Origin of the sequence: Clostridium estertheticum (assembly GCF_026650985.1) — a bacterium.
GTDB classification, from domain to species: Bacteria; Bacillota; Clostridia; order Clostridiales; family Clostridiaceae; genus Clostridium_AD; species Clostridium_AD estertheticum_C.
On record NZ_CP086240.1, the window covers coordinates 1 to 18748 of the forward strand.

23 protein-coding genes and 1 pseudogene are annotated in these 18748 nt (G+C 28.7%); 19 read left to right on the top strand and 5 right to left on the bottom strand.

The features are described from left to right. Window positions 1-339: 339 nt before the first annotated feature. The gene (locus tag LL038_RS24685) at window positions 340-1137 is read right to left on the bottom strand and encodes a hypothetical protein (RefSeq protein WP_216126733.1); all 798 of its coding nucleotides are present in this window, start codon (window positions 1135-1137) and stop codon (window positions 340-342) included. A gap of 713 nt (window positions 1138-1850) precedes the next feature. Between LL038_RS24685 and LL038_RS24690 the strand changes: the two genes are divergently transcribed. The 3 genes from LL038_RS24690 to LL038_RS24700 all read left to right on the top strand — a co-directional run bounded on the left by LL038_RS24690 (window position 1851) and on the right by LL038_RS24700 (window position 5587). Then, window positions 1851-2996 carry a replication initiation protein gene (locus LL038_RS24690; RefSeq protein WP_216126735.1) on the top strand — a complete coding sequence of 382 codons (1146 nt, stop codon included), beginning with the start codon at window positions 1851-1853 and terminating at the stop codon, window positions 2994-2996. A gap of 502 nt (window positions 2997-3498) precedes the next feature. Beyond that, window positions 3499-4260, top strand: coding sequence for a hypothetical protein (locus tag LL038_RS24695; RefSeq protein ID WP_216126737.1), 762 nt, complete (start codon window positions 3499-3501; stop codon window positions 4258-4260). 643 nt (window positions 4261-4903) lie between these two features. Next, the gene (locus LL038_RS24700) at window positions 4904-5587 is read left to right on the top strand and encodes a DUF421 domain-containing protein (protein ID WP_216126738.1); all 684 of its coding nucleotides are present in this window, start codon (window positions 4904-4906) and stop codon (window positions 5585-5587) included. Window positions 5588-5677: 90 nt separating this feature from the next. On the opposite strand, the gene LL038_RS24705 is transcribed toward LL038_RS24700, so the two are convergent. Further along, window positions 5678-6334, bottom strand: a complete 657-nt coding sequence (locus LL038_RS24705) for a DUF4175 domain-containing protein (RefSeq protein ID WP_253200350.1) — start codon at window positions 6332-6334, stop codon at window positions 5678-5680. Between the two features lie 511 nt (window positions 6335-6845). Between LL038_RS24705 and LL038_RS24710 the strand changes: the two genes are divergently transcribed. The 11 genes from LL038_RS24710 (at window position 6846) to LL038_RS24760 (ending at window position 13026) form a co-directional block, all read left to right on the top strand. Continuing rightward, entirely contained in the window at window positions 6846-7205 is a 360-nt protein-coding gene (locus LL038_RS24710; protein ID WP_216126739.1) for a hypothetical protein, read from the top strand. Window positions 7206-7372: 167 nt separating this feature from the next. Then, entirely contained in the window at window positions 7373-7834 is a 462-nt protein-coding gene (locus tag LL038_RS24715; RefSeq protein WP_216126741.1) for a MarR family winged helix-turn-helix transcriptional regulator, read from the top strand. A 64-nt stretch (window positions 7835-7898) separates the two neighbouring features. After that, complete coding sequence (locus LL038_RS24720; protein WP_216126743.1) at window positions 7899-8585, top strand: DUF4386 family protein; 687 nt, start codon at window positions 7899-7901, stop codon at window positions 8583-8585. 133 nt (window positions 8586-8718) lie between these two features. Continuing rightward, window positions 8719-9420: a class I SAM-dependent methyltransferase gene (locus LL038_RS24725; RefSeq protein WP_216126745.1), complete on the top strand. Its 702-nt coding sequence runs from the start codon at window positions 8719-8721 to the stop codon at window positions 9418-9420. Between the two features lie 199 nt (window positions 9421-9619). Further along, window positions 9620-9919, top strand: a complete 300-nt coding sequence (locus LL038_RS24730; RefSeq protein WP_216126747.1) for a hypothetical protein — start codon at window positions 9620-9622, stop codon at window positions 9917-9919. Between the two features lies 1 nt (window position 9920). Then, window positions 9921-10115: a helix-turn-helix transcriptional regulator gene (locus tag LL038_RS24735; protein ID WP_216126757.1), complete on the top strand. Its 195-nt coding sequence runs from the start codon at window positions 9921-9923 to the stop codon at window positions 10113-10115. Between the two features lie 355 nt (window positions 10116-10470). Continuing rightward, complete coding sequence (locus LL038_RS24740; protein WP_216126750.1) at window positions 10471-10776, top strand: PadR family transcriptional regulator; 306 nt, start codon at window positions 10471-10473, stop codon at window positions 10774-10776. Further along, window positions 10773-11228: a hypothetical protein gene (locus LL038_RS24745; protein ID WP_216126752.1), complete on the top strand. Its 456-nt coding sequence runs from the start codon at window positions 10773-10775 to the stop codon at window positions 11226-11228. The genes LL038_RS24740 and LL038_RS24745 overlap by 4 nt, the downstream gene beginning before the upstream one ends. Before the next feature lie 8 nt (window positions 11229-11236). Next, on the top strand, window positions 11237-11416 hold the full coding sequence (locus tag LL038_RS24750; protein WP_216126753.1) for a hypothetical protein: 180 nt from the start codon (window positions 11237-11239) through the stop codon (window positions 11414-11416). Between the two features lie 186 nt (window positions 11417-11602). Then, the gene (locus tag LL038_RS24755; protein WP_216126754.1) at window positions 11603-11824 is read left to right on the top strand and encodes a hypothetical protein; all 222 of its coding nucleotides are present in this window, start codon (window positions 11603-11605) and stop codon (window positions 11822-11824) included. Between the two features lie 863 nt (window positions 11825-12687). Continuing rightward, the gene (locus tag LL038_RS24760) at window positions 12688-13026 is read left to right on the top strand and encodes a hypothetical protein (RefSeq protein ID WP_216128127.1); all 339 of its coding nucleotides are present in this window, start codon (window positions 12688-12690) and stop codon (window positions 13024-13026) included. A 488-nt stretch (window positions 13027-13514) separates the two neighbouring features. Here LL038_RS24760 and LL038_RS24765 read toward each other — a convergent pair. Next, a pseudogene (locus LL038_RS24765) lies at window positions 13515-13655 on the bottom strand (helix-turn-helix domain-containing protein); the annotation flags it as partial. Between the two features lie 157 nt (window positions 13656-13812). On the opposite strand from LL038_RS24765, the gene LL038_RS24770 reads away from it, so the two are divergent. The 4 genes from LL038_RS24770 to LL038_RS24785 all read left to right on the top strand — a co-directional run bounded on the left by LL038_RS24770 (window position 13813) and on the right by LL038_RS24785 (window position 15820). Next, window positions 13813-13980, top strand: a complete 168-nt coding sequence (locus tag LL038_RS24770; protein ID WP_153882491.1) for a hypothetical protein — start codon at window positions 13813-13815, stop codon at window positions 13978-13980. Next, a complete protein-coding gene (locus LL038_RS24775; RefSeq protein ID WP_216128125.1) occupies window positions 13980-14741 on the top strand; it encodes a ParA family protein in 762 nt (253 codons plus the stop codon). Before LL038_RS24770 ends, LL038_RS24775 begins: the two co-directional genes overlap by 1 nt. Further along, the gene (locus LL038_RS24780; protein WP_216128123.1) at window positions 14717-15142 is read left to right on the top strand and encodes a hypothetical protein; all 426 of its coding nucleotides are present in this window, start codon (window positions 14717-14719) and stop codon (window positions 15140-15142) included. Before LL038_RS24775 ends, LL038_RS24780 begins: the two co-directional genes overlap by 25 nt. A gap of 342 nt (window positions 15143-15484) precedes the next feature. Further along, on the top strand, window positions 15485-15820 hold the full coding sequence (locus tag LL038_RS24785) for a hypothetical protein (RefSeq protein WP_268056098.1): 336 nt from the start codon (window positions 15485-15487) through the stop codon (window positions 15818-15820). Window positions 15821-16384: 564 nt separating this feature from the next. On the opposite strand, the gene LL038_RS24790 is transcribed toward LL038_RS24785, so the two are convergent. Further along, window positions 16385-16762, bottom strand: a complete 378-nt coding sequence (locus LL038_RS24790) for a winged helix-turn-helix transcriptional regulator (RefSeq protein ID WP_268056099.1) — start codon at window positions 16760-16762, stop codon at window positions 16385-16387. A gap of 140 nt (window positions 16763-16902) precedes the next feature. Between LL038_RS24790 and LL038_RS24795 the strand changes: the two genes are divergently transcribed. Next, a complete protein-coding gene (locus tag LL038_RS24795) occupies window positions 16903-17463 on the top strand; it encodes a nitroreductase family protein (protein ID WP_216128243.1) in 561 nt (186 codons plus the stop codon). Between the two features lie 336 nt (window positions 17464-17799). Here LL038_RS24795 and LL038_RS24800 read toward each other — a convergent pair whose 3' ends face one another. Next, window positions 17800-18696, bottom strand: coding sequence for a LysR family transcriptional regulator (locus LL038_RS24800; protein ID WP_216128077.1), 897 nt, complete (start codon window positions 18694-18696; stop codon window positions 17800-17802). Between the last annotated feature and the right edge of the window lie 52 nt (window positions 18697-18748).

Here is an 18748-nt window from a genome sequence, read left to right on the forward strand (position 1 = left end):
CATCACCTTTGGTGCTGACTTTATTTAACTTATACATATCTTGACTATTGTCAATAAATATATTAAACTAAGTATATAAATTAAATATTTAAAGATATAACTTTCCTATTCGGGAAGTTATCAGGATTTATGAAACTCTTGAATGAAGTCGACCAAACTTTTGATATTCAAGAGTTGTTTCATTTTTTGGATATATATAAACCCTGATTACTTTCCGTTTGTAAATAATTGTATTTTTATTTTGTTTTTTGTAATTTTATATGTTTTAATTTTACTATGGATTACCTATAATTTCAAGTTTTTTAATATATAGTCATTTTTCATGTATATATCATAAGATCATTTTCTATATTTATCAATGTATTCAATCATGGCCATGGCCATTAGGTCCTGCATTGTATACTGACTATTTTCCTTACTGAATTCTTTAAACTTGGCTACAACACTTGGATATACCTTGAATCCTCGTGTAATTGGATCTTCCTTTAACCATTTTTTATCAATCTTTATTTCAGGGATTTCAATATCAATTATATTTTCTTTCTTTCTTTGCTTCCTATACCAATTACTCATTTCCTCAAATTCATATTTCATTTCTTCAATAGATTTAATTCTCTTATCAAAACTCGCTAAGTCTGTTTTACTTAATGACACAATAGTTTCACTTTGTGGTGAAACTATAATCTCACTCTCGTTGTTTGGTTTGTTAACTGTTTTTTTTTGAAATTCACTTTGTACATCCAAAATTTCATTTTTCAAATTTGAGTTACTATCCCTCTCATGTTTATAAAGATCATTCGCATTATTAAGTGACGCTAAAGTTTCACTATCGTTGTTTGGCTTATTTACTGTATTCATCTTGGTTTCACTATTCACAACTATAGTATCACTTTTACCATTCGTACTAAATTCACTAGGTATATCATAAAGAAAAGTTGATTTATTATATTTTATATTAGTATCTTGTATAGTAACTGAAAAATTTTTTCTATTTATTCCAAACCCTCTTATAAGTTTATCTGTTGGGATTTTATCATCCTTAGATCTATTTCTATTTGCAATAGTATTTTTATTTATATCTATCGCTATTTCTATAAGCTTGTCTATTGTTAATTCTAACTTCTTAGGCTTCCCCATATGTTTTCGCTCCTATCATAGCAACCATAGTTTCACTATAGTTGCACTTTATAATTCAAGATAAAAACTCTTTAATTATAATTATAACTATAACTTATTTTATATTAGTTATGTTTTTAAATGTAAAATTTATCTTAATTTCATTTCTAATTCTAAGTGCAACCTATTTACGAATAAACAAGATATATAAGAATTGTTGGCTATTTATGTTATATTTAGGAATACCGCACATTTTACTCTTAATGGTCTCATCTGTTCTAACTGGCAGTACTACTTTACCTGAAAACATTAATTTAAATATATATGAAAGGCAACTCATTTACGAATAACTTAATTCTATATAAACATATTTATGGTTAAAGAAAACTGTCTTTTATTAAAAATAAGTTCTTTACAAAAACTTACAACTACAGTTGATAATTTAAATAATAATTTTATAACTACTATTGTTGTTTTAATTAGTTTTAAATAAACAACAAAGTTTTAATACTTTTACGCACCCTTTAAACCGTTGATATGACTACGATTGAACATGCGAAAGGCAACCTATTTACGAACAAAGGCAACTTATTTACGAACAAATGCATTTTGAAAGGCAACTTATTTACGAGTAAAGGCAACCTATTTACGAATATGCAACTCGATTTATCAAAAGTTGTTGACAACTCAATTATTGAAATGTTATAGTTTATTTGTTTGGGGATGATTGGTAAATGATAACAGATTTAACAAAAGCAAATAATAATTGGGTATATCAAAGTAATAAATTAATTGAAGCATCATATTCATTTACAGTATTGGAACAAAAATTGATTAGATTGCTTGCAAGTATGATAACAAAAGACGATGTTGATTTAAAAGAATATCAATTCGCAGCGACTGATCTAAGTAAGACCTTAAACATTCATAAAAGAAATATTTATAGGGAATTAGACAGTGTCACAGATAAATTAATGGCAAGGTTTATAAAAATGAAAAATGACGATACCCAGGAGTTTGATAAATTTCATTTAATAAAAACAGCAAAATTACGAAAGGGTATATTAACACTGAAAATTGATGAAGACATGAAGGATTTTTACTTGAAATTAAATTGGTATACAAAATATCAATTAAAAAATATAATGCAATTTAAAAGTACTTATTCTTTTAGATTATATGAGTTATTAAAGCAGTATGAGGGGATAGGTAATAGATCAATTACCCTTGATAATTTAAGAGTTGGATTAGATATTGAAAAAAAGCAGTATCCAAAGTACTCAAACTTAAAGCAAAAGGTAATAAATGTTGCTCTAAATGAGATAAATACAAAAACTGATATAGTATTTGATTATGAAGAAATCAAGACAGGTCGAAAAGTTACAAGTATTAAATTTAACATAAAGGCTAATAAAGCTAATAATATAGCAATAGAAGAGATTTGTGCCACTAAGGTAAGTAAATCCACCTACGAAGCAAATAAGTGCTCTACGGAGGATATAAAGACCGTTAAAAGCATATTCAAAGAAGATATAACCATAGATCAAGCAAAATCTGTGTTAATTGCTGCCAAAGGTAACTTAGAAATTATTAAAGAAAAATATGATCTACCAAGAAAAATAGATGTTGGGAACATAGTGGGATGGGTAATTAATGCAATTAACTGTAAGTACAAAGCACCTAAAGGCATGAGAAATGCTGGCGGTAGTTTTAATGACTACGAGCAAAGAAAGTATGACTTTGACAAGCTGGAAAGTAATTTATTAGGTAAATATGATGATAAATTTAATGAAGAAGGTAATATGAATGTGAAATCTATGGTGGATGATGTTAGAAAAGCTATGAATTCAAAGACGTCCACAGGAACAACTCATAAATAAACCAATAGTAAATGTGAGGTACAGTCGACATACATGTAAATATGAGCCACATTATGGATAATTATGAAATGCGCTTTGTCAAATAGACAAGGCGCATTTTACTTTTTTCTATCCCCATTATATTAAAGAGTTGAATGCTTCAATTGTTGGATCTAAACAATTTTTATATGAAATCTATATTATTAATAGTATAATTATGTAAATATATTTTTTTTATGTTTGCTAAATATACGAGATGAATCAATTGCGGACTTTATTCTTAAACACAGAAAAAAGGCTTGTTAAATAACTTTTTTAACTACGTAATCGTATAGAATAGTGACATAAAGTACCAATGTTTGAACATTATGTTTTGTTTATTCGTATGAGACATCTAGAATTATATTTACCTTATGCATTAAGCAGAGAACTAATTACCAAAAGTTTTCCTAATAGTGTATTTATTTATAATATATGAAAAAACATCTTATAAAATTTTTAAATAGAAAAGGAGACGTTAATAATGCTAACTGAAATTCCAATAAAAGAACTACCTACGAAAAACATTAAAGAAGTAGAGAGTACATGTAAGGCCTCTCGAATTCCTTTTTTAAAAACAGAAGATTTATCTGAGGTTTCTGATATTATTTCAGCTAATTGCTACTTAGAGGTTATTGTTTATATATTGTATTTTATGAATATAGAAGGATATCCTATTAACATAAGTTTACCAGAAACAATTAAATTGGAAAATTTATCTTCACTACCATTCATTTGTAATGTTAATAGAATTTTCAGTTACCAACGCGCTATTGTTGATGATAATTCTATAGTTACTGAAATTCAAGTTAAAGATTTACGACCACAAACTATAAAATTTGTTGAAGAACTTGTTAATTTAAATAGAATAGATCCCATTTTTAAAATGCTATTTAAAAGTCAACAATCAGATCTACATATAAATTCAAATTCATCTAATAATGTCCGTGCCTATATAATTAATAAAGAAACTAAAAACTTAGAAAATGAACTAATAAGTAATATACAAAAATATTTATTATGGGAATGTATAAATAATAATGGCATATATGGAATACCGATAAGTGGTTTATCTATTTATGATTTTGAAAATAAATGTTTCCAAGATTTTATTCGATTTTTCGGAGAAACATATGTAGTAGGTTCAGGAGAACCCTGGAAATCTACACATCTTATAATAAGCAAACCGGAAGAAAATTCACTAACTCCGTTATTAGAAAGTAAACTTAGATTTTCATTAGTTTAGATTTCTAATGGTTATATTTAAATTCCAAAAACGAAGATTTGTAACAGTAGTGACAGAGTAACTACTGTTACTTGGCTAAAATTCTTATTAATTGTGGTGCATTTGTTATTATTGTCATTATAACAGGACCAAACATGGCAATTAATATAATTGCAAATACAGTTTTCTTAAATGTTATATTCAAAGCTTACACCCCTTTGCTATATTAGAACTTCTACGAAATAAGGTAGCTGATTTATAGTTGTTTATATTTGTATCATTTACCAAATTATAATAGTTCTAAATCTTATGTGCAAATCAAAATATATCTTTGTAACATTAGATATAAATAATGTATAAAGGGGGTGTATATTCTCAATTAGACACCTTTTATGCAGTAAAATAGAGCCTCACTGTATATTAAAAAGGAATGAATGAAGGTATAGGCTAGTTATAGGTACATAATAAATGACGTGAAACGAACTATTGAACGATGCCGTGTTTATGTAATTTAGAATTTTCATCCTAAAATCAAATGATAACCTATGACAAAAGCTTAGATAGTAGTAAAAAACACCTGAAGTACTTATGATTTATTATATTATGCTATATTTTAATTAAATTTGTTAATAATATAGGTAGTAATAAGTTAGGAAGTGTTAACTTGAATGAACATTTAATTATAATATTTAGATCAATTGTTACGTATTTTGTTCTGCTTTTTTTTACCAGAGCTATGGGAAGAAAACAAATATCTCAATTAACCTATTTTGATTATATTGTTGGTATAACAATAGGTTCTATTGTAGGAGAGGCGGCTGTAAATAAAAATGTTGAAATTATTGACATCATAATTTCTATTGCAATATGGAGTCTCCTTACGATATTAATTTCAGAAATAACCCTTAAGAATATTAAATTAAGACTATTAATAGATAGTGAGCCATTATTAATTATTGATAAAGGAAAAGTTATTTATAAGAATATGAAGAAAGCTAGATATAATATGGGAGATTTATTGATGCAACTAAGGAATAAAGATGTTTTTTTTATTACTGACGTAGAAATAGCGGTATTAGAGCCAGATGGTAAACTCAGTGTTTTGAAAAAATCAGAACAAACCATAGTAACCGTTGGAGATATGAATATTAAAAAACCTAAAACTGGAATGATGGTAGATATTGTTCTAGATGGAAACATAATATCCTCACACTTATCTTTAATTCAAAAAGATGAGAAGTGGGTAATGTCGCAATTAAAAGCAAGAAATATCAATAATATAAAAGATGTAATTTTTGCTGGGGTACAGTCGGATGAACAATTTTATATTGTTACTAAGTATAGTTAAATAAAAATTTATGTAAATTTAATTTAATTTTATAATGACGTTAATAAAAAGATGTTCATGAAGAACACCTTTTTTTAGATACACTTCCGTCTATCTACCGGTAAATGTAGCCATCCCATTATCTCCACTGTAAGGAGGTGCCCCTTTAACTGTTACGTAACAAATTATTAGCATATACTCTGCTCCTCTAGGAATAACTTGATTGAAAGTTAATATAAATGTTCTAGCTGAACCATTTTTTGAATCTATTTTAACATTACTATTAGTAAGCGAATTTCCAGCATTCACACTATCATTCATACCAAGCGTAGCTATACCTTCAGGAATAACATTCATTGTATCCTTAATCCAGTAATTAGTTGATTTCATTCCTAATCTTACGTCGACATCCATGTCGTAGCTAATTTGAATTTGATTAGGTGAAAGCTGTTCCAATCTAACTAACATTGGAATAGGTAATCGCACACTATCATCATTTTCCACATTGACGTCATTTCGCATACACCTCATTGGATTCATGCTTTGCATTTCCAGCATTTGTGGCATTCCATACATATTACCTTTCATATCCATCATTGGGTACATGTTTTGCATACTCATTATTTGATACATGCTTTGCATATTCATCATCAGATACATTCCCTGCATCATTTTATACATGCTCTGCATATCCATCATCTGATACATGCAAGACATACCCCTCATTTGAGGCATGTCTGGCATAGGTTGTTTCAAATATGTTTCCAATAATTACACCTCTTTAATAGTTTTTATATACATCAATATTATATGAAGGGAGCTATTAACTGTTAATATATATTTATAAATGCAATTAGGATAAGGGTGCGACCCTAAAATAAATTAGAATACTCAAGGAGTCTGAATTTAAGCTACAGTTAGAAATTAATAAAATGAAGACTTAATTGAAGAAGAAAATATATTAATATAAAGTAAAATACTCAAACTCAATTAATGTAACAATTTGAATGCATTATCAGTATGATATAGTACATAGCACATCCATTTGCCAATAAATAAGGCATTGTAAATATACTCTAATTTCAAAATTTATCTCTTGAATTTTGAAGTTATTATTTTCTAAAACTAAAGAAAGGCATACAATATAATTTTCATTATATTGTATGTAACACTGTAATTTTATTGATTATTTAAATAAATTATATTAGTTGAAACTTTTTAACAAACATTTATGTATGTCTTATTATATAAAATACATATTAGAGGAGTATGATCTGTTATGAAAAAAACTATGAGGATTATATCTTTAATATTAATGTTATTAGTTTTTACCACGATGATTGGCTGTCAGAACAAAAATGGTTCAACTATTCAGCAAAAGGATATCCGGGAAAGTGTATGGACCCAACTCTCAAAATCAGAACAAAATGAAATGGTTGGTACTTGGAATGATGGGAAGATAGAAAAAAGTATAGCTAAAAAAGATTCTAATACATTTACACTCGATGATAAAAGTCTTGATGGTAAAGAAGTATATCTAATTACCTTTAAATCAAAAAATGAGTCTACTATCGGGAATGTCCGAAAATTAGTAGATATCAAAAGTGGCAAAATTGTTGGAAGTGCTTTTAGAAATTAATGAACTGTAATCATTAAATCGGGTTCAAGTGTTTTGCTCCTAATATATATAATGTGTTTTTTATCCCAATTTTAAAATAATAGCAATTTTATATATTGACATAATTTATCTATTATAATATAATCTAACATAGTGTTTAGTTACTAAACAGGTGAGGAGATAATATAATGACTGAAAAATCAACTACTGAAATTATGATACATAATTTTGAAAAAGTTATGAATAAATATAATGCATGGGAAAAGAAACCTCGGTATTATGAAACAAAAGACCTATTATATAGATCCGAAGTTCATACAATTGACGCTATAGGAAAAAATAATAAAATCAATGTTACCGAATTGGCTCAATATTTAGGAATTACTAAAGGTGCTGTTTCCCAAATGGTAGACAAACTCATAAAAAAAAATATGGTAAATAAAAAACTGGTATCAAATAATGAAAATGAGGTTTCTTTAGAACTGACTGAAAATGGAACCCTTGTATATTTAGGACATGAAGAATATCATAAAGAACTTTACAACGAGATAGCAAAACACTTGAATTATTTATCTAACGAAAATATTGAAATCTTTTTAGATATTTTAAATATATTAGATGCTTTTTTAGAAACAAAAGATTCAAAATAATTTTTTTGCCACAGTGTTTAGTAACTAAACACTGCTTGTAGCTTAATTCATAGGAGGTTTTATCATGGATACAATTATGTTTTATAAGATTTCAGGAGTTTTTATTATTTTAGTAGCTTTAACTTTTAGTATAGGTCAAGTAGGTATTACTAAGCTTTTTGATTATCCTCAAATATTGAGGTCATCTACTAATGTTATTTTACATAAATATCATGATGGAGGCACAAAATTGAAATTTTTCTGGGGTTGTAATGCGTTGGGTGGATTAATGATAATTCCAATGTCTGCAATATTTTTTAAAGTTTTAGGTAGAAATGATACACCCTATTTAATTGTTGGAGCAACATTTGGTATGGCTTCAGGAATTTTTTATGTTTTGGGATTTATGAGATGGTTATTTTTAGCAGATAGCTTATCGATTCAATATGTAAATAAAGATACTGATTCAATAACGAAAAAAACAATTGAAATAATTTTTAAATCTTTTAATATATATTGTGGTAACTCTATTGGAGAAACAATGGGATTTCTATGTATGGGCATATGGCTCTGTATATCAGGCATATCAATATTTGGTTCACCATTATTCCCACCATTTATAGGAGCAGCACTTATTATTTGTGGTATAGGAATTCTTGTAGGTCCATTAGAATGGGTAGGTATAAAATCATCAAACAAAATTAATAAGCTGTCTATGAAACTACTAATGTTACTTCTTATATATGTTGGAATAAGATTAATAACTTATTAAATATATTAAGAACTAAAATGATAAGATTTTTAATTAAAGATCATTTTAGGTTGAAAAACTAAAGAGAAATATAGGAAAGAACATGAAAAAACATGGTGTTGTAGAATATTTTATACGATACGGAGGAATTATTATGAAAAATGGTAAATATGGTTTGGATGCTCCGACAGTAGTAATAGGATATATTTCTGTTGGTATACTATCTTTAATTTTAGGAATTACACTATCTTCTAAATTCTATTATGCAAGTTGGATGATAAATTTAGGTATTGTATTTTTACTAATAGGGTTATATATGGTCTATAGTAGCAAAGTTGGCAAGTATAAAATGAGATCGAAAATAATACAAAGGCTTTCAATTAAGGGCAATGAAATGACACTAGATGTAGGTTGTGGAAGAGGACTGCTGCTTAATGGAGTTGCATCACAGCTTAATACTGGAAAAGCTTACGGTATTGATATATGGAATGCGAACGATCAATCAGGAAATAGTTATGATGCGGTCATGTGGAATGCAAAAATTGAAGGGACTGAATCAAAAATTAAAGTGATAAATTCAGACATGAGGAAAATGCCATTTCAAGATGGATATTTTGATATTATTGTTTCAAGTCTTGCAATTCATAATTTACAAAATAATGAGGAAAGGAAAAAAGCTTTACTTGAAATAGCAAGGGTTGCAAAAAAAAGTTGTAAGCTCGCTATTCTAGATATTGCACACATCGAGTACTATGTAAGTATTCTGTCAAACCAAGGCTTTGATATCGAACATATTGATAAACATCAGTTTCAGATATTCCCACCTGTTAAAGTACTTTATGCTATAAAAAAATGATGCATGCAACAGAATGTCGTGAAAGTCTGGTTTCACGGCATTTCTCTTTTTTTATTTAAAATACAGGTGTAGATTACCTATTGTTTTTATATAAAATCATATTTATTTCATAGCTAAATGTAAAAAGTATTTGACATTCACTTTAATTTCCATTACAATGAGAATGTAAAAACTATTTGACATTATGGAGGCTATTTATATGATTAAAATGGATGAAATGGAGAAAGAGTTTACACTAAAGTCTATACGGGTATCGTGGTTTTTAACTGGTATATTTCTTTTTGGATGGGGAATTAAAAACTACATTTATGGATTGGGAAATACTTTACCTATGGTACTGTTTACTTCCCAAGTTACAATTGCATTGATTTCAAAATATATTTATACGATTAAGGCTGATGATAAGGAAAGTAAGAATAGTTTGATAAAATTAATTATAATTGCTTTACTCATTATTTTAGCGGGTTGCCTTCTTTATTATTTTAAGATTGGGTTTTAACATGAAAAATAATATAAAAGAATTACGAAAATTAAAAGGTATAAGGCAAGAAGACCTTGCTAATTTAGTGGGTGTAACAAGGCAAACGATTAATGCAATAGAAAACAACAAATATGACCCTACACTCGAACTTTCAATGAAGCTTGCAAAAAAATTTGATAAACACGTTGATGATATTTTTACTTTGGACGTCTAAGCTGTTCAATTATATCTGTTCGCCATTTTCTTAAAAATAGGGTAGCAATGAATAGCATAAAAATCATCTATATTAATTTATAGGTGATTTCTTTTGTTTTTTTATATCTAATAAGCAAGCTATTAATATTCTGAACGTAACACAATACAATTGAGTTACATTCACATTGAGGCTATTCCACATTCTTTAATTTTTGTAAATATTCTATAATTTGCAGCATTTAAGTAAATTTAAAAATAAAGATAATAATATAGTTATCAAATATTAATATTGACAAATAGGGTTTTGTAGTCTATTATTACGTTATACGATATACCACTAAACGTAATAAATTAAAGGAGATGAACAAAAAATTATGAGTTCAATTGAACGATTTTCAGAACCTACATTATTTATTTTAATTAGTTTAGCTGAGAGTAACAAACACGGGTATGCAATTATGGAAGATATCGAGAATTCATACGATATTAAAATTGGACCCGGTACATTATATGGTGCTATTAGTCGTATTGAAAAACTAAAGTTCATTGAGAGTGTTCCCTCAAAAGACAGGAAGAAACCTTATCAAATTACTCCTAAAGGTAGAGAATATCTACAAGAAAAATTGAGTGAAATGGAGACTGTTACCAATTTAGGGTTTAAGAGGTTAGGCTTGATATGAAATGGGTTATTCATTTATATCCTAAAAGGTGGCGAGAACGTTATGAAGATGAGTTTTTATATGTTTTGGAGAAAAGGAAGCTCTCTTTCAAAGAAGTAATTGACGTATTTGTTAATGCAATGGATGCAAGACTTTTAAATTTAGTGGAGGTTATTATAATTATGGGTAATAAAATAAGTGATATTATGCTTAAATCTGTTTTTAAGCGTTCATTAATATTGGGTACGGTAATTCTATTAGGGTTGCTAAGTGGATATTTTCTTAGCAAAAATACTCCTTCATTAGTAGATATATCTCCTCAAATGATTCTCCTAATTGGAGTTTGCGCGGGACTTTTTATAGGATATGTGGTTGGTTTAATAAGTGGAATCATGCGTGTCATAAAAGTAACAAAAAAAGAAGATGTGTTCTTACCTACTGGCAAATTAAAGTTTGATAAAATAGAAAGGTGATGGCAATTTTGAAACAAATAAGGATATTTAATAATGCCAATAAATTCTGTTTAGTTACAGAAGTAAATGATTTTATCAAAAATAATAAAGTGAAAATTAATGACATTCAATATAGTTCAAATGGTGGCAGTATTATTTCTTCAACCCAATATTCTGTTATGATTGTTATTGAAGAGGATGAAATATAAAGTTAAGGCAAATTTTTTCAATATATCCGCAAAAGTAATCCCATATCTATGAACTGGGGTTACTTTTTTTAGAGTTCAGATTGAGACTATTAGCCATTTAAAAAGAATTGTAAATTAACATAATTTAGGAGATTATGTTATGATTGAATATATGTTTAATAAAATAGATTGAAGGAGGAGTAAAGTATGAAATATAAATTTAGATTTCCATGGAGTATTTTTATTATTGTTTTTTTTACTGTTCAGGTTATAGGATATGGTCTTAATATATACTTCTTAAAGATTTATACAATTATGGGTAAAGGAATAAGTTATTCTTTAACAAGTACAATTATTCCTTTAGTGTTAGCATTTCTAATTGATTATATATATCAATTTTATAATATTAAGAAAGGTAGTAAAGTTTAATTCATACTTTTCAGATATTCTGTCTCAGCTAACCTCATATCTAACGATGTGGGGTTTAATATATTTAGATTATGTTACTATTGTGAATGTAACTCAAGTGTAATTGAGTTACTTTCACATTGACTATATTGCTCATTCCTTAAAAAAATCGATTTGAATGTAACATAACGTGTTAACTTGTTACGTTAAATGTATTTCAATAAGATAAATCTACACCATCAAGGTGATTACAAAAGTTATCTGCCTGGGCCTTCTATTGTGAAATCTATAATCCAATAGAATACAATTTACTTATGGATTAACAGTTTTATTTGCTTCAATAGTCCCTTATTATTTAAAAACATTAATATAAAGTATTGAAGGAGCAGTCATAAAAAAACAAATCCAAGAAGAAGAGCTCTGCGGGTCAGTTTATTTTTTATCACTGCTCCTATTCCCATGTGTATTCCTTTGCAGTCAAGGAAGCTTTGGACAATCTTACTCAAAGAACCTCCATTCCATTCATTCTTCACTTCATTACAATTCTTTCAGTAAACTAGTCCAAAGCAAAAAAATAAATACCCCTTTTCCAAGGGGTAACAATTCCTACAGTGATTATGATTAAATATATTACATTAATGATCCCAGATATATCGTATAAATAGATATATTCAAGTCTACAATTGCTTAGTTAAATTTAACTAAATGCTTAACAACCCATATAGGGGTAACATACGCAAAAAGGATATTTCGTACGTTAAGGAAATTAAAACCCCATAAATGTAAATATTTCCCTCGTTAAATAAATGTAATAATAGTATAATTAAATAAATGTTTTGTGTCGCAACAGTATTTTATTGTGTATCAAAGAAGGTGGAAGATAAATGAACAAATCAAAAAACATAATAAAAAAAGCACTATTAATATTATACTTTGTTATTTTGCCTATATCCTTCTCAAATCGTGCAATATATGGCACATGGAACGTATTCAGTTATCCTAATAAAGTATCTTTTCATGGATACAGTTATTATCATAACGGTAGTATTGAGGTGTTAACTGGTGATAATAAACCCAAATATGAGGTTTCAAAAATTATTGATAAAATTACATGTAAAAAAATTTACAGTTATAAAAGAGATTTTATGGGAAATGGGAAATCAGTCTATTTGTATTTAGGTAGTAATAGATATCTTATTCTTAGCAGTGGTGGTGGAGGCTGATGTAAAGGAACAGTAATACCGTTCTAACATTAAATAAGTCACACACTTCATAAATTACGTCACAAACGAATGTACGATTTTGATTAAAAACTTACATTCGTAAAAATAACATAAAGCGTTGATATATAAAGGCTTATAGTAGGTTTAACTAAGGCCTTTTTTCTTATTGTACATTTGAATGTATTGTTTTATGAGATATATTATAAAAATAGTACATTGATTTTGTGACATCTAGGACACTTTCCAACCCCAATCAGTACATTTATGGGTATATGCTTTTCTTAGCATACGAAATATCATTCTTGTGTACGCCACCCCAATTAGGGGATATGTAGTAATGGAACAGAAAATAATGGTATTCATCTTTTTCAAATTTAAAATCTCCAATGTTACACAGATTTAGACTTCCACCAAAGCAATTTTTCTAGGCTAGACAACTGCCACTTATAGAAGATGGCAGACTTGAAGCTTCCAAAATGTTGGTAAACTTTTCTTTTCCTAACTTCTCTAATTAGTGTTGACTTACTTATTCCAGTTATCTCTGCAACTTCTGTATATGAATTCTTTTTTAGCATCTCAATCGCATTATTTATTTGTTTTGATGTATATAGCTTAGGTCTACCCTCTTCTAAAAATGATAACGTGATTTTAAAGAATTTTATGATTAGAGAGCAGTGAGTAAGTTTGGCCAAAATTTCAAATCTAATTTAAGCTTGCAGTACTTTTAAATTGTAGTTGTTAACAGTTAATAACCATGATATACTAACGCTAATTGGAGGTGTTACAATGGCAATTAATAAAGAAACTCATGTTATTGTACCTGTCGTTATGAGTATAGAACTAGAAAAACAGCTAAAAGAAATAGCCAAAAAAAGTGAACGGAGCAGATCTGCACAAATGGTTACATACATTAAAGAAGGTATAAAAAAGGAACTAGACGGAGGGGATATATAATGGCACAAATCATTGCAGTAAGCAATCAAAAGGGGGGCGTTGGCAAGACAACATCAACATTGAATTTAGGAGTAGCTCTTACCCAGCTTGGCATGAAAGTCTTAATGATAGATCTAGACCCTCAAGCCAGTTTAACAATTTCAATAGGTCTTGAACCGGAGAATTTAGAAAAAACAATTTATAATGCATTGGTTGAAGATGTGGATATTAAAAAACTGATTTTATTTGACGATCTTCTATACTTCGTACCATCTACCATAGACCTTTCTGCAGCAGAAATGGAACTAGTATCCGAGGTAGGTCGCGAATTTAAATTAAGGGATGCGCTAGACCCAGTGAAAGCAGACTTTGACTATATATTAATCGACTGCCCTCCTTCCCTTGGACTTCTAACTATTAATGCATTAGCTGCATGTGATTTTGTAATTGTACCTATGGCACCGGAGTATCTCGCATTAAGAGGCTTCAATTTGCTTGAAAAAACCATGGCTAAGGTAAAAAGATTAAATAAAAAGCTTACCTTAATGGGGATATTAGTAACTTTATATGACAATAGAACAACACATCACAAAGATGTAGTTGCAGAGCTTAAAAAGAATTATCCTGTTTTTCATTCCATGATAAAAAAATCAATAAAATTTCCAGATGCAGTGCTAGCTGGTGAGCCTATTATGACCTTTGATAAAAAATTTGAAGGATCTATTTCCTATCAAGAATTAGCTAAGGAGGTTATAGCATGGGACGCAACAAAATTAGCCTAGCCGATAAGATGAAGAAAGTAAATGAACTTCAATTACAAGGAGTGAAAAAAGGACAAGGTGCAGATGCATTTTTCAAGAGTACCACTGATGGCGCAAGCATTGAAAACGCTGATAACAATACGGATATAGTCACGGGCACGTACACGTCACCGTGCACGGACACAAACCCGACTACGGTTACAAGCACAAATATGTCTACGGACACGGATTCGGTACTAGATTCCTTACTAAGTAATAATGAACAATTTGTAAGGTGTGTAGCTTATTTAAGAAAAGATCAATCGGATTTTGTAAAGGATCTATCAAAACAATTAACTAAGAAAAATAAAGGAAAAAGAATAAAAGAATCAGAGATATTTAGAATGGCTATGGATATGCTTATGGCTGCTGTGAAAAAATAAATTGTAATGTAACCTTATATCTATAATTATTTTAATGTTCTAGAAAAGCGACTTTTATCATTAGATGAAAATGCTAATAAATCGCAAGTACAGATTGTAAAAAAAATCGTGTTACATCCTGATTTTACAAAGATGTAATTCACGGTAAAATCATTGATAGGAATGATAATTCCAGGTAAACATATGTATTCACGGGCACGTACACGTCACCGTGAATGGGCACGTTGACGTGTATATTTAAAATAAATATATATCGCATTAAACTTAAAAATAAAATCAATGGGTGGTATCCTTAGTATGAACAAAAACAAATAGATTAATATGCTACCTATGATGTCTACAATGATATCTGGTCAACTAGAAGAAGCTAAATATCAATATAAAAATCTTTTGAAGGCGCAATCTAAGCCATATGTTTTGAATGATGAAATAGTAAAAAAAGTTACTAAAGTATTTTCAGAGCAATTAGATTCCATATGTTTATATGAGAATCAAATATCCAAATGGCATGAGGAAGAAACTTTAACAACTACACTTGAAACGAACTTTTCTAAATCTCAAGTGCAGCTCCAAGAGCTTAGTAAAGTTATAACTAATATTTTAGATCTAGCCGATAAACTTAAAAATGGAACTATAGAAAAGGTAATGGGGAAAAGTGATCTGGAGCTTGGAATGTAATTCTTAAAAAAATAACATCAGTAATATACACCTGAGCATTACCTTATCAATTACCACTTGTGGTAAAAGCCTTAGAAATATACATAATAAAGCTCGCGTTTTCATCAAAATAGCGAATTTAAAATTAATTTATTAGCAGCTGTTTTATGAGGAAACCGTTAGCTGCTGCATGGAACATCTAAATTTAAGATAGCCACTATACTCTCCTTATTTCCTTAAAAATAAAACAAGGTTGTACTATCAAAATTCACTATACTGTCCATACAAATAAAGTACTAATTTATTAATTATTTAAAACTAAATCTAAAATTATTATGAAACATATAAATACAAAGATACAAAAAATATTGAGTTTGTTTTAAGCTATATATGGGTTGTTAAGCATTTAGTTAAATTTAACTAAGCAATTATAGACTTGAATATATCTATTTATATGATATATTGCGGATCATGAAGGTAATATATTTAATCATAATCACTTTACGAATGTAAGGTTTTAAGTAAAATCGTACATTCGTTTGTGACGTAGTTTAAGAAGATTGTGTAAAAGTAAATGAGAAGCGTTTAAAAATTTGATTTCAACTTATCAAGTTTAAGTTGTTCTTCACCCCATTTAGACAATTCATTCAATGTAGGAAGTAGTGCTTTACCTCTTTCTGTTAAAGAGTATTCAACTTTAGGAGGAATCGTTTCATATTGGATTCTAAGGATAAGATTATGTTCTTCCAATTCTTTTAAAGATTTTGTAATCATCATATTAGTAATACCTTTAACTTTTCTTTTTAATTCATTATATCTAGTGAAATTATTATCAAATAAGTACCACATAATAGGAAACTTCCACTTTTGACCAATAATCTCTAATGCGTATATAAGTGGACATTTTGTCTCGCATTTATTAACACTAGGCAATTCTACATTGCAATCCGTATCATTATTCATAATTATAACTCCTTTAAATTCAATAGTATACTTTTTAACACTAACACAGAAAAAACTGCGTACTTATGTATTTATACCTTTACGATATATAATTATAGCATAAACATTATGGAATATTAATTATGCGAGGAGACTTTAAAATGAATGAAGTATTAAAAGCTATAAAAGAAAGAAGAACTACAAGAAAATTTAAACCAGAACAAATAAAAGAAGAAGAGTTACAAGCAATAATAGAAGCAGGTCTTTATGCACCAAGTGGTACAAATCAACAGCCTTGGCATTTTACAGTTATACAAAATAAGGATCTAATAGATGAAATGAATTTTGAGGCAAAAGAAGTTTTTAAGCAATCAGATAATGAATTTCTGAGAAAAGTAGGATTCAATGATAAATATAAAGTTACATATGATGCACCTACAATTATTTTAATATCGGGATTAAATAATAATCACTATACAGAGGTAGACTGTGCAGCAGCTACACAAAACATGTTATTAGCAGCACATTCTTTAGGAATAGCATCATGCTGGTGCGGTGCACCTTCAGCGGCATTTAACGGAGGAAAGAAGGAAGAGCTTATATCTAAATTAAATATACCTGAGGACTACACTCCATTTTATACAGTGCTTTTAGGATACTCAGATAATACTCCTTCAAAAGGCCCAGAAAGAAAAGAGAATACAGTCCAATATTTAAGATAATTATACTTATTAATTAAAAGGCTATTACAATATAATAAAAAGGAACCTATAAAATAGACACAAGAAAAAGACTATTTTATAGGTTCCTTTTCTTGTGTACTACTCATTTATTATCTGAAATACGTAATATTTTACTGTTGCGACACAAAACATTTATTTAATTATACTATTATTACAGTTACTTAACGAGTGAAATATTTATATATCAGTGCTTTATTCTTTTTACGAATGTGGCTTTTATTATTGATTAACATTTTTATTATCTCTAGATTTCGTCTGTCTGGACACCGGAAGTAATTGTTTTATATTTTTGAAAATAATATGAAAAACATTTTGTTACATACATGTTTTTCCTAAGAATTTTTGCGCTAGCTGTAAAAACAATTCCATTGGCGGACTTATCCATTTGTTTTTGTGATAAGAACAAAAAGAAGAAAATAATGTATCATCAAGTCCAGTCTTTACCTGAATCAGAGCACCACTTTTTAATTCTTCTTCTACTGCAAAAATAGGAAGATACGAAATTCCTAAATTGTTAATTACACTCTTTTTTACAGCGTCGATACTCCACATTTCCATGGTTTGATTTAAGATAATATCCTTTTCAGTTAGGTATTCCATGATTACTTTTTGATAGGAACTATGCGGTTCACTGCTAATCATATTCAAGGTTTTTCGTTGATGCGGAGTGATAAAGTCAAGTTCTTTAGAATCAACAAAAGGCGGTGCAACCATGCATACCCTAAACGCACCCAATTCTTCTAACGCAATTGTAGCAGGATAATTACCAACATCGCAGTGGATTCCAATATCAGCACTACCATTTATTAACTGTTCCCGTATGTCGATACAATTCATTGCATTAATAATAAGCTGTACATTAGGTGCTTTTTGTCGAAAAACTTGTATGACTGGCTGTAACAAATAGATTAGTAATGAATCAGGCACCACTACTCTCAGAGATCCATTCATTTCTGAAATGCCTTTACCATAATTATTGATCTGTTCTGTCGCTTGTAAAATAGTTTTGATAAACGGCAGTATATCATTTCCAGCCTGAGTTAATATCATTTTTCTCCCAATTTTTTCAAACAGTTTTATTGATAGTTCTTTCTCAAGTTGTTTAACCTGATAAGTGATAGTCGATTGTGTATAATTTAGTTTGAGTGCACCCTTTTGAAAACTTCCAGCTTCTAAAATTGTTTTCAATGTAATCAAATAGTTTGTATTCATTATATCAATCCCCTTATATTCAAAAATTCGAATCTTTAATTCGAATTAATTC

Coding starts and splice junctions, on each gene's coding strand:
- LL038_RS24775 (WP_216128125.1), top strand. CDS start 13,980: ATGGCACAAATCATTGCAGTAAGCAATCAAAAGGGGGGCGTTGGCAAG.
- LL038_RS24790 (WP_268056099.1), bottom strand. CDS start 16,762: ATGAATAATGATACGGATTGCAATGTAGAATTGCCTAGTGTTAATAAA.
- LL038_RS24730 (WP_216126747.1), top strand. CDS start 9,620: ATGATTAAAATGGATGAAATGGAGAAAGAGTTTACACTAAAGTCTATA.
- LL038_RS24715 (WP_216126741.1), top strand. CDS start 7,373: ATGACTGAAAAATCAACTACTGAAATTATGATACATAATTTTGAAAAA.
- LL038_RS24695 (WP_216126737.1), top strand. CDS start 3,499: ATGCTAACTGAAATTCCAATAAAAGAACTACCTACGAAAAACATTAAA.
- LL038_RS24760 (WP_216128127.1), top strand. CDS start 12,688: ATGAACAAATCAAAAAACATAATAAAAAAAGCACTATTAATATTATAC.
- LL038_RS24685 (WP_216126733.1), bottom strand. CDS start 1,137: ATGGGGAAGCCTAAGAAGTTAGAATTAACAATAGACAAGCTTATAGAA.
- LL038_RS24720 (WP_216126743.1), top strand. CDS start 7,899: ATGGATACAATTATGTTTTATAAGATTTCAGGAGTTTTTATTATTTTA.
- LL038_RS24800 (WP_216128077.1), bottom strand. CDS start 18,696: ATGAATACAAACTATTTGATTACATTGAAAACAATTTTAGAAGCTGGA.
- LL038_RS24755 (WP_216126754.1), top strand. CDS start 11,603: ATGAAATATAAATTTAGATTTCCATGGAGTATTTTTATTATTGTTTTT.
- LL038_RS24770 (WP_153882491.1), top strand. CDS start 13,813: ATGGCAATTAATAAAGAAACTCATGTTATTGTACCTGTCGTTATGAGT.
- LL038_RS24785 (WP_268056098.1), top strand. CDS start 15,485: ATGATATCTGGTCAACTAGAAGAAGCTAAATATCAATATAAAAATCTT.
- LL038_RS24745 (WP_216126752.1), top strand. CDS start 10,773: ATGAAATGGGTTATTCATTTATATCCTAAAAGGTGGCGAGAACGTTAT.
- LL038_RS24725 (WP_216126745.1), top strand. CDS start 8,719: ATGAAAAATGGTAAATATGGTTTGGATGCTCCGACAGTAGTAATAGGA.
- LL038_RS24710 (WP_216126739.1), top strand. CDS start 6,846: ATGAAAAAAACTATGAGGATTATATCTTTAATATTAATGTTATTAGTT.
- LL038_RS24795 (WP_216128243.1), top strand. CDS start 16,903: ATGAATGAAGTATTAAAAGCTATAAAAGAAAGAAGAACTACAAGAAAA.
- LL038_RS24735 (WP_216126757.1), top strand. CDS start 9,921: ATGAAAAATAATATAAAAGAATTACGAAAATTAAAAGGTATAAGGCAA.
- LL038_RS24780 (WP_216128123.1), top strand. CDS start 14,717: ATGGGACGCAACAAAATTAGCCTAGCCGATAAGATGAAGAAAGTAAAT.
- LL038_RS24740 (WP_216126750.1), top strand. CDS start 10,471: ATGAGTTCAATTGAACGATTTTCAGAACCTACATTATTTATTTTAATT.
- LL038_RS24690 (WP_216126735.1), top strand. CDS start 1,851: ATGATAACAGATTTAACAAAAGCAAATAATAATTGGGTATATCAAAGT.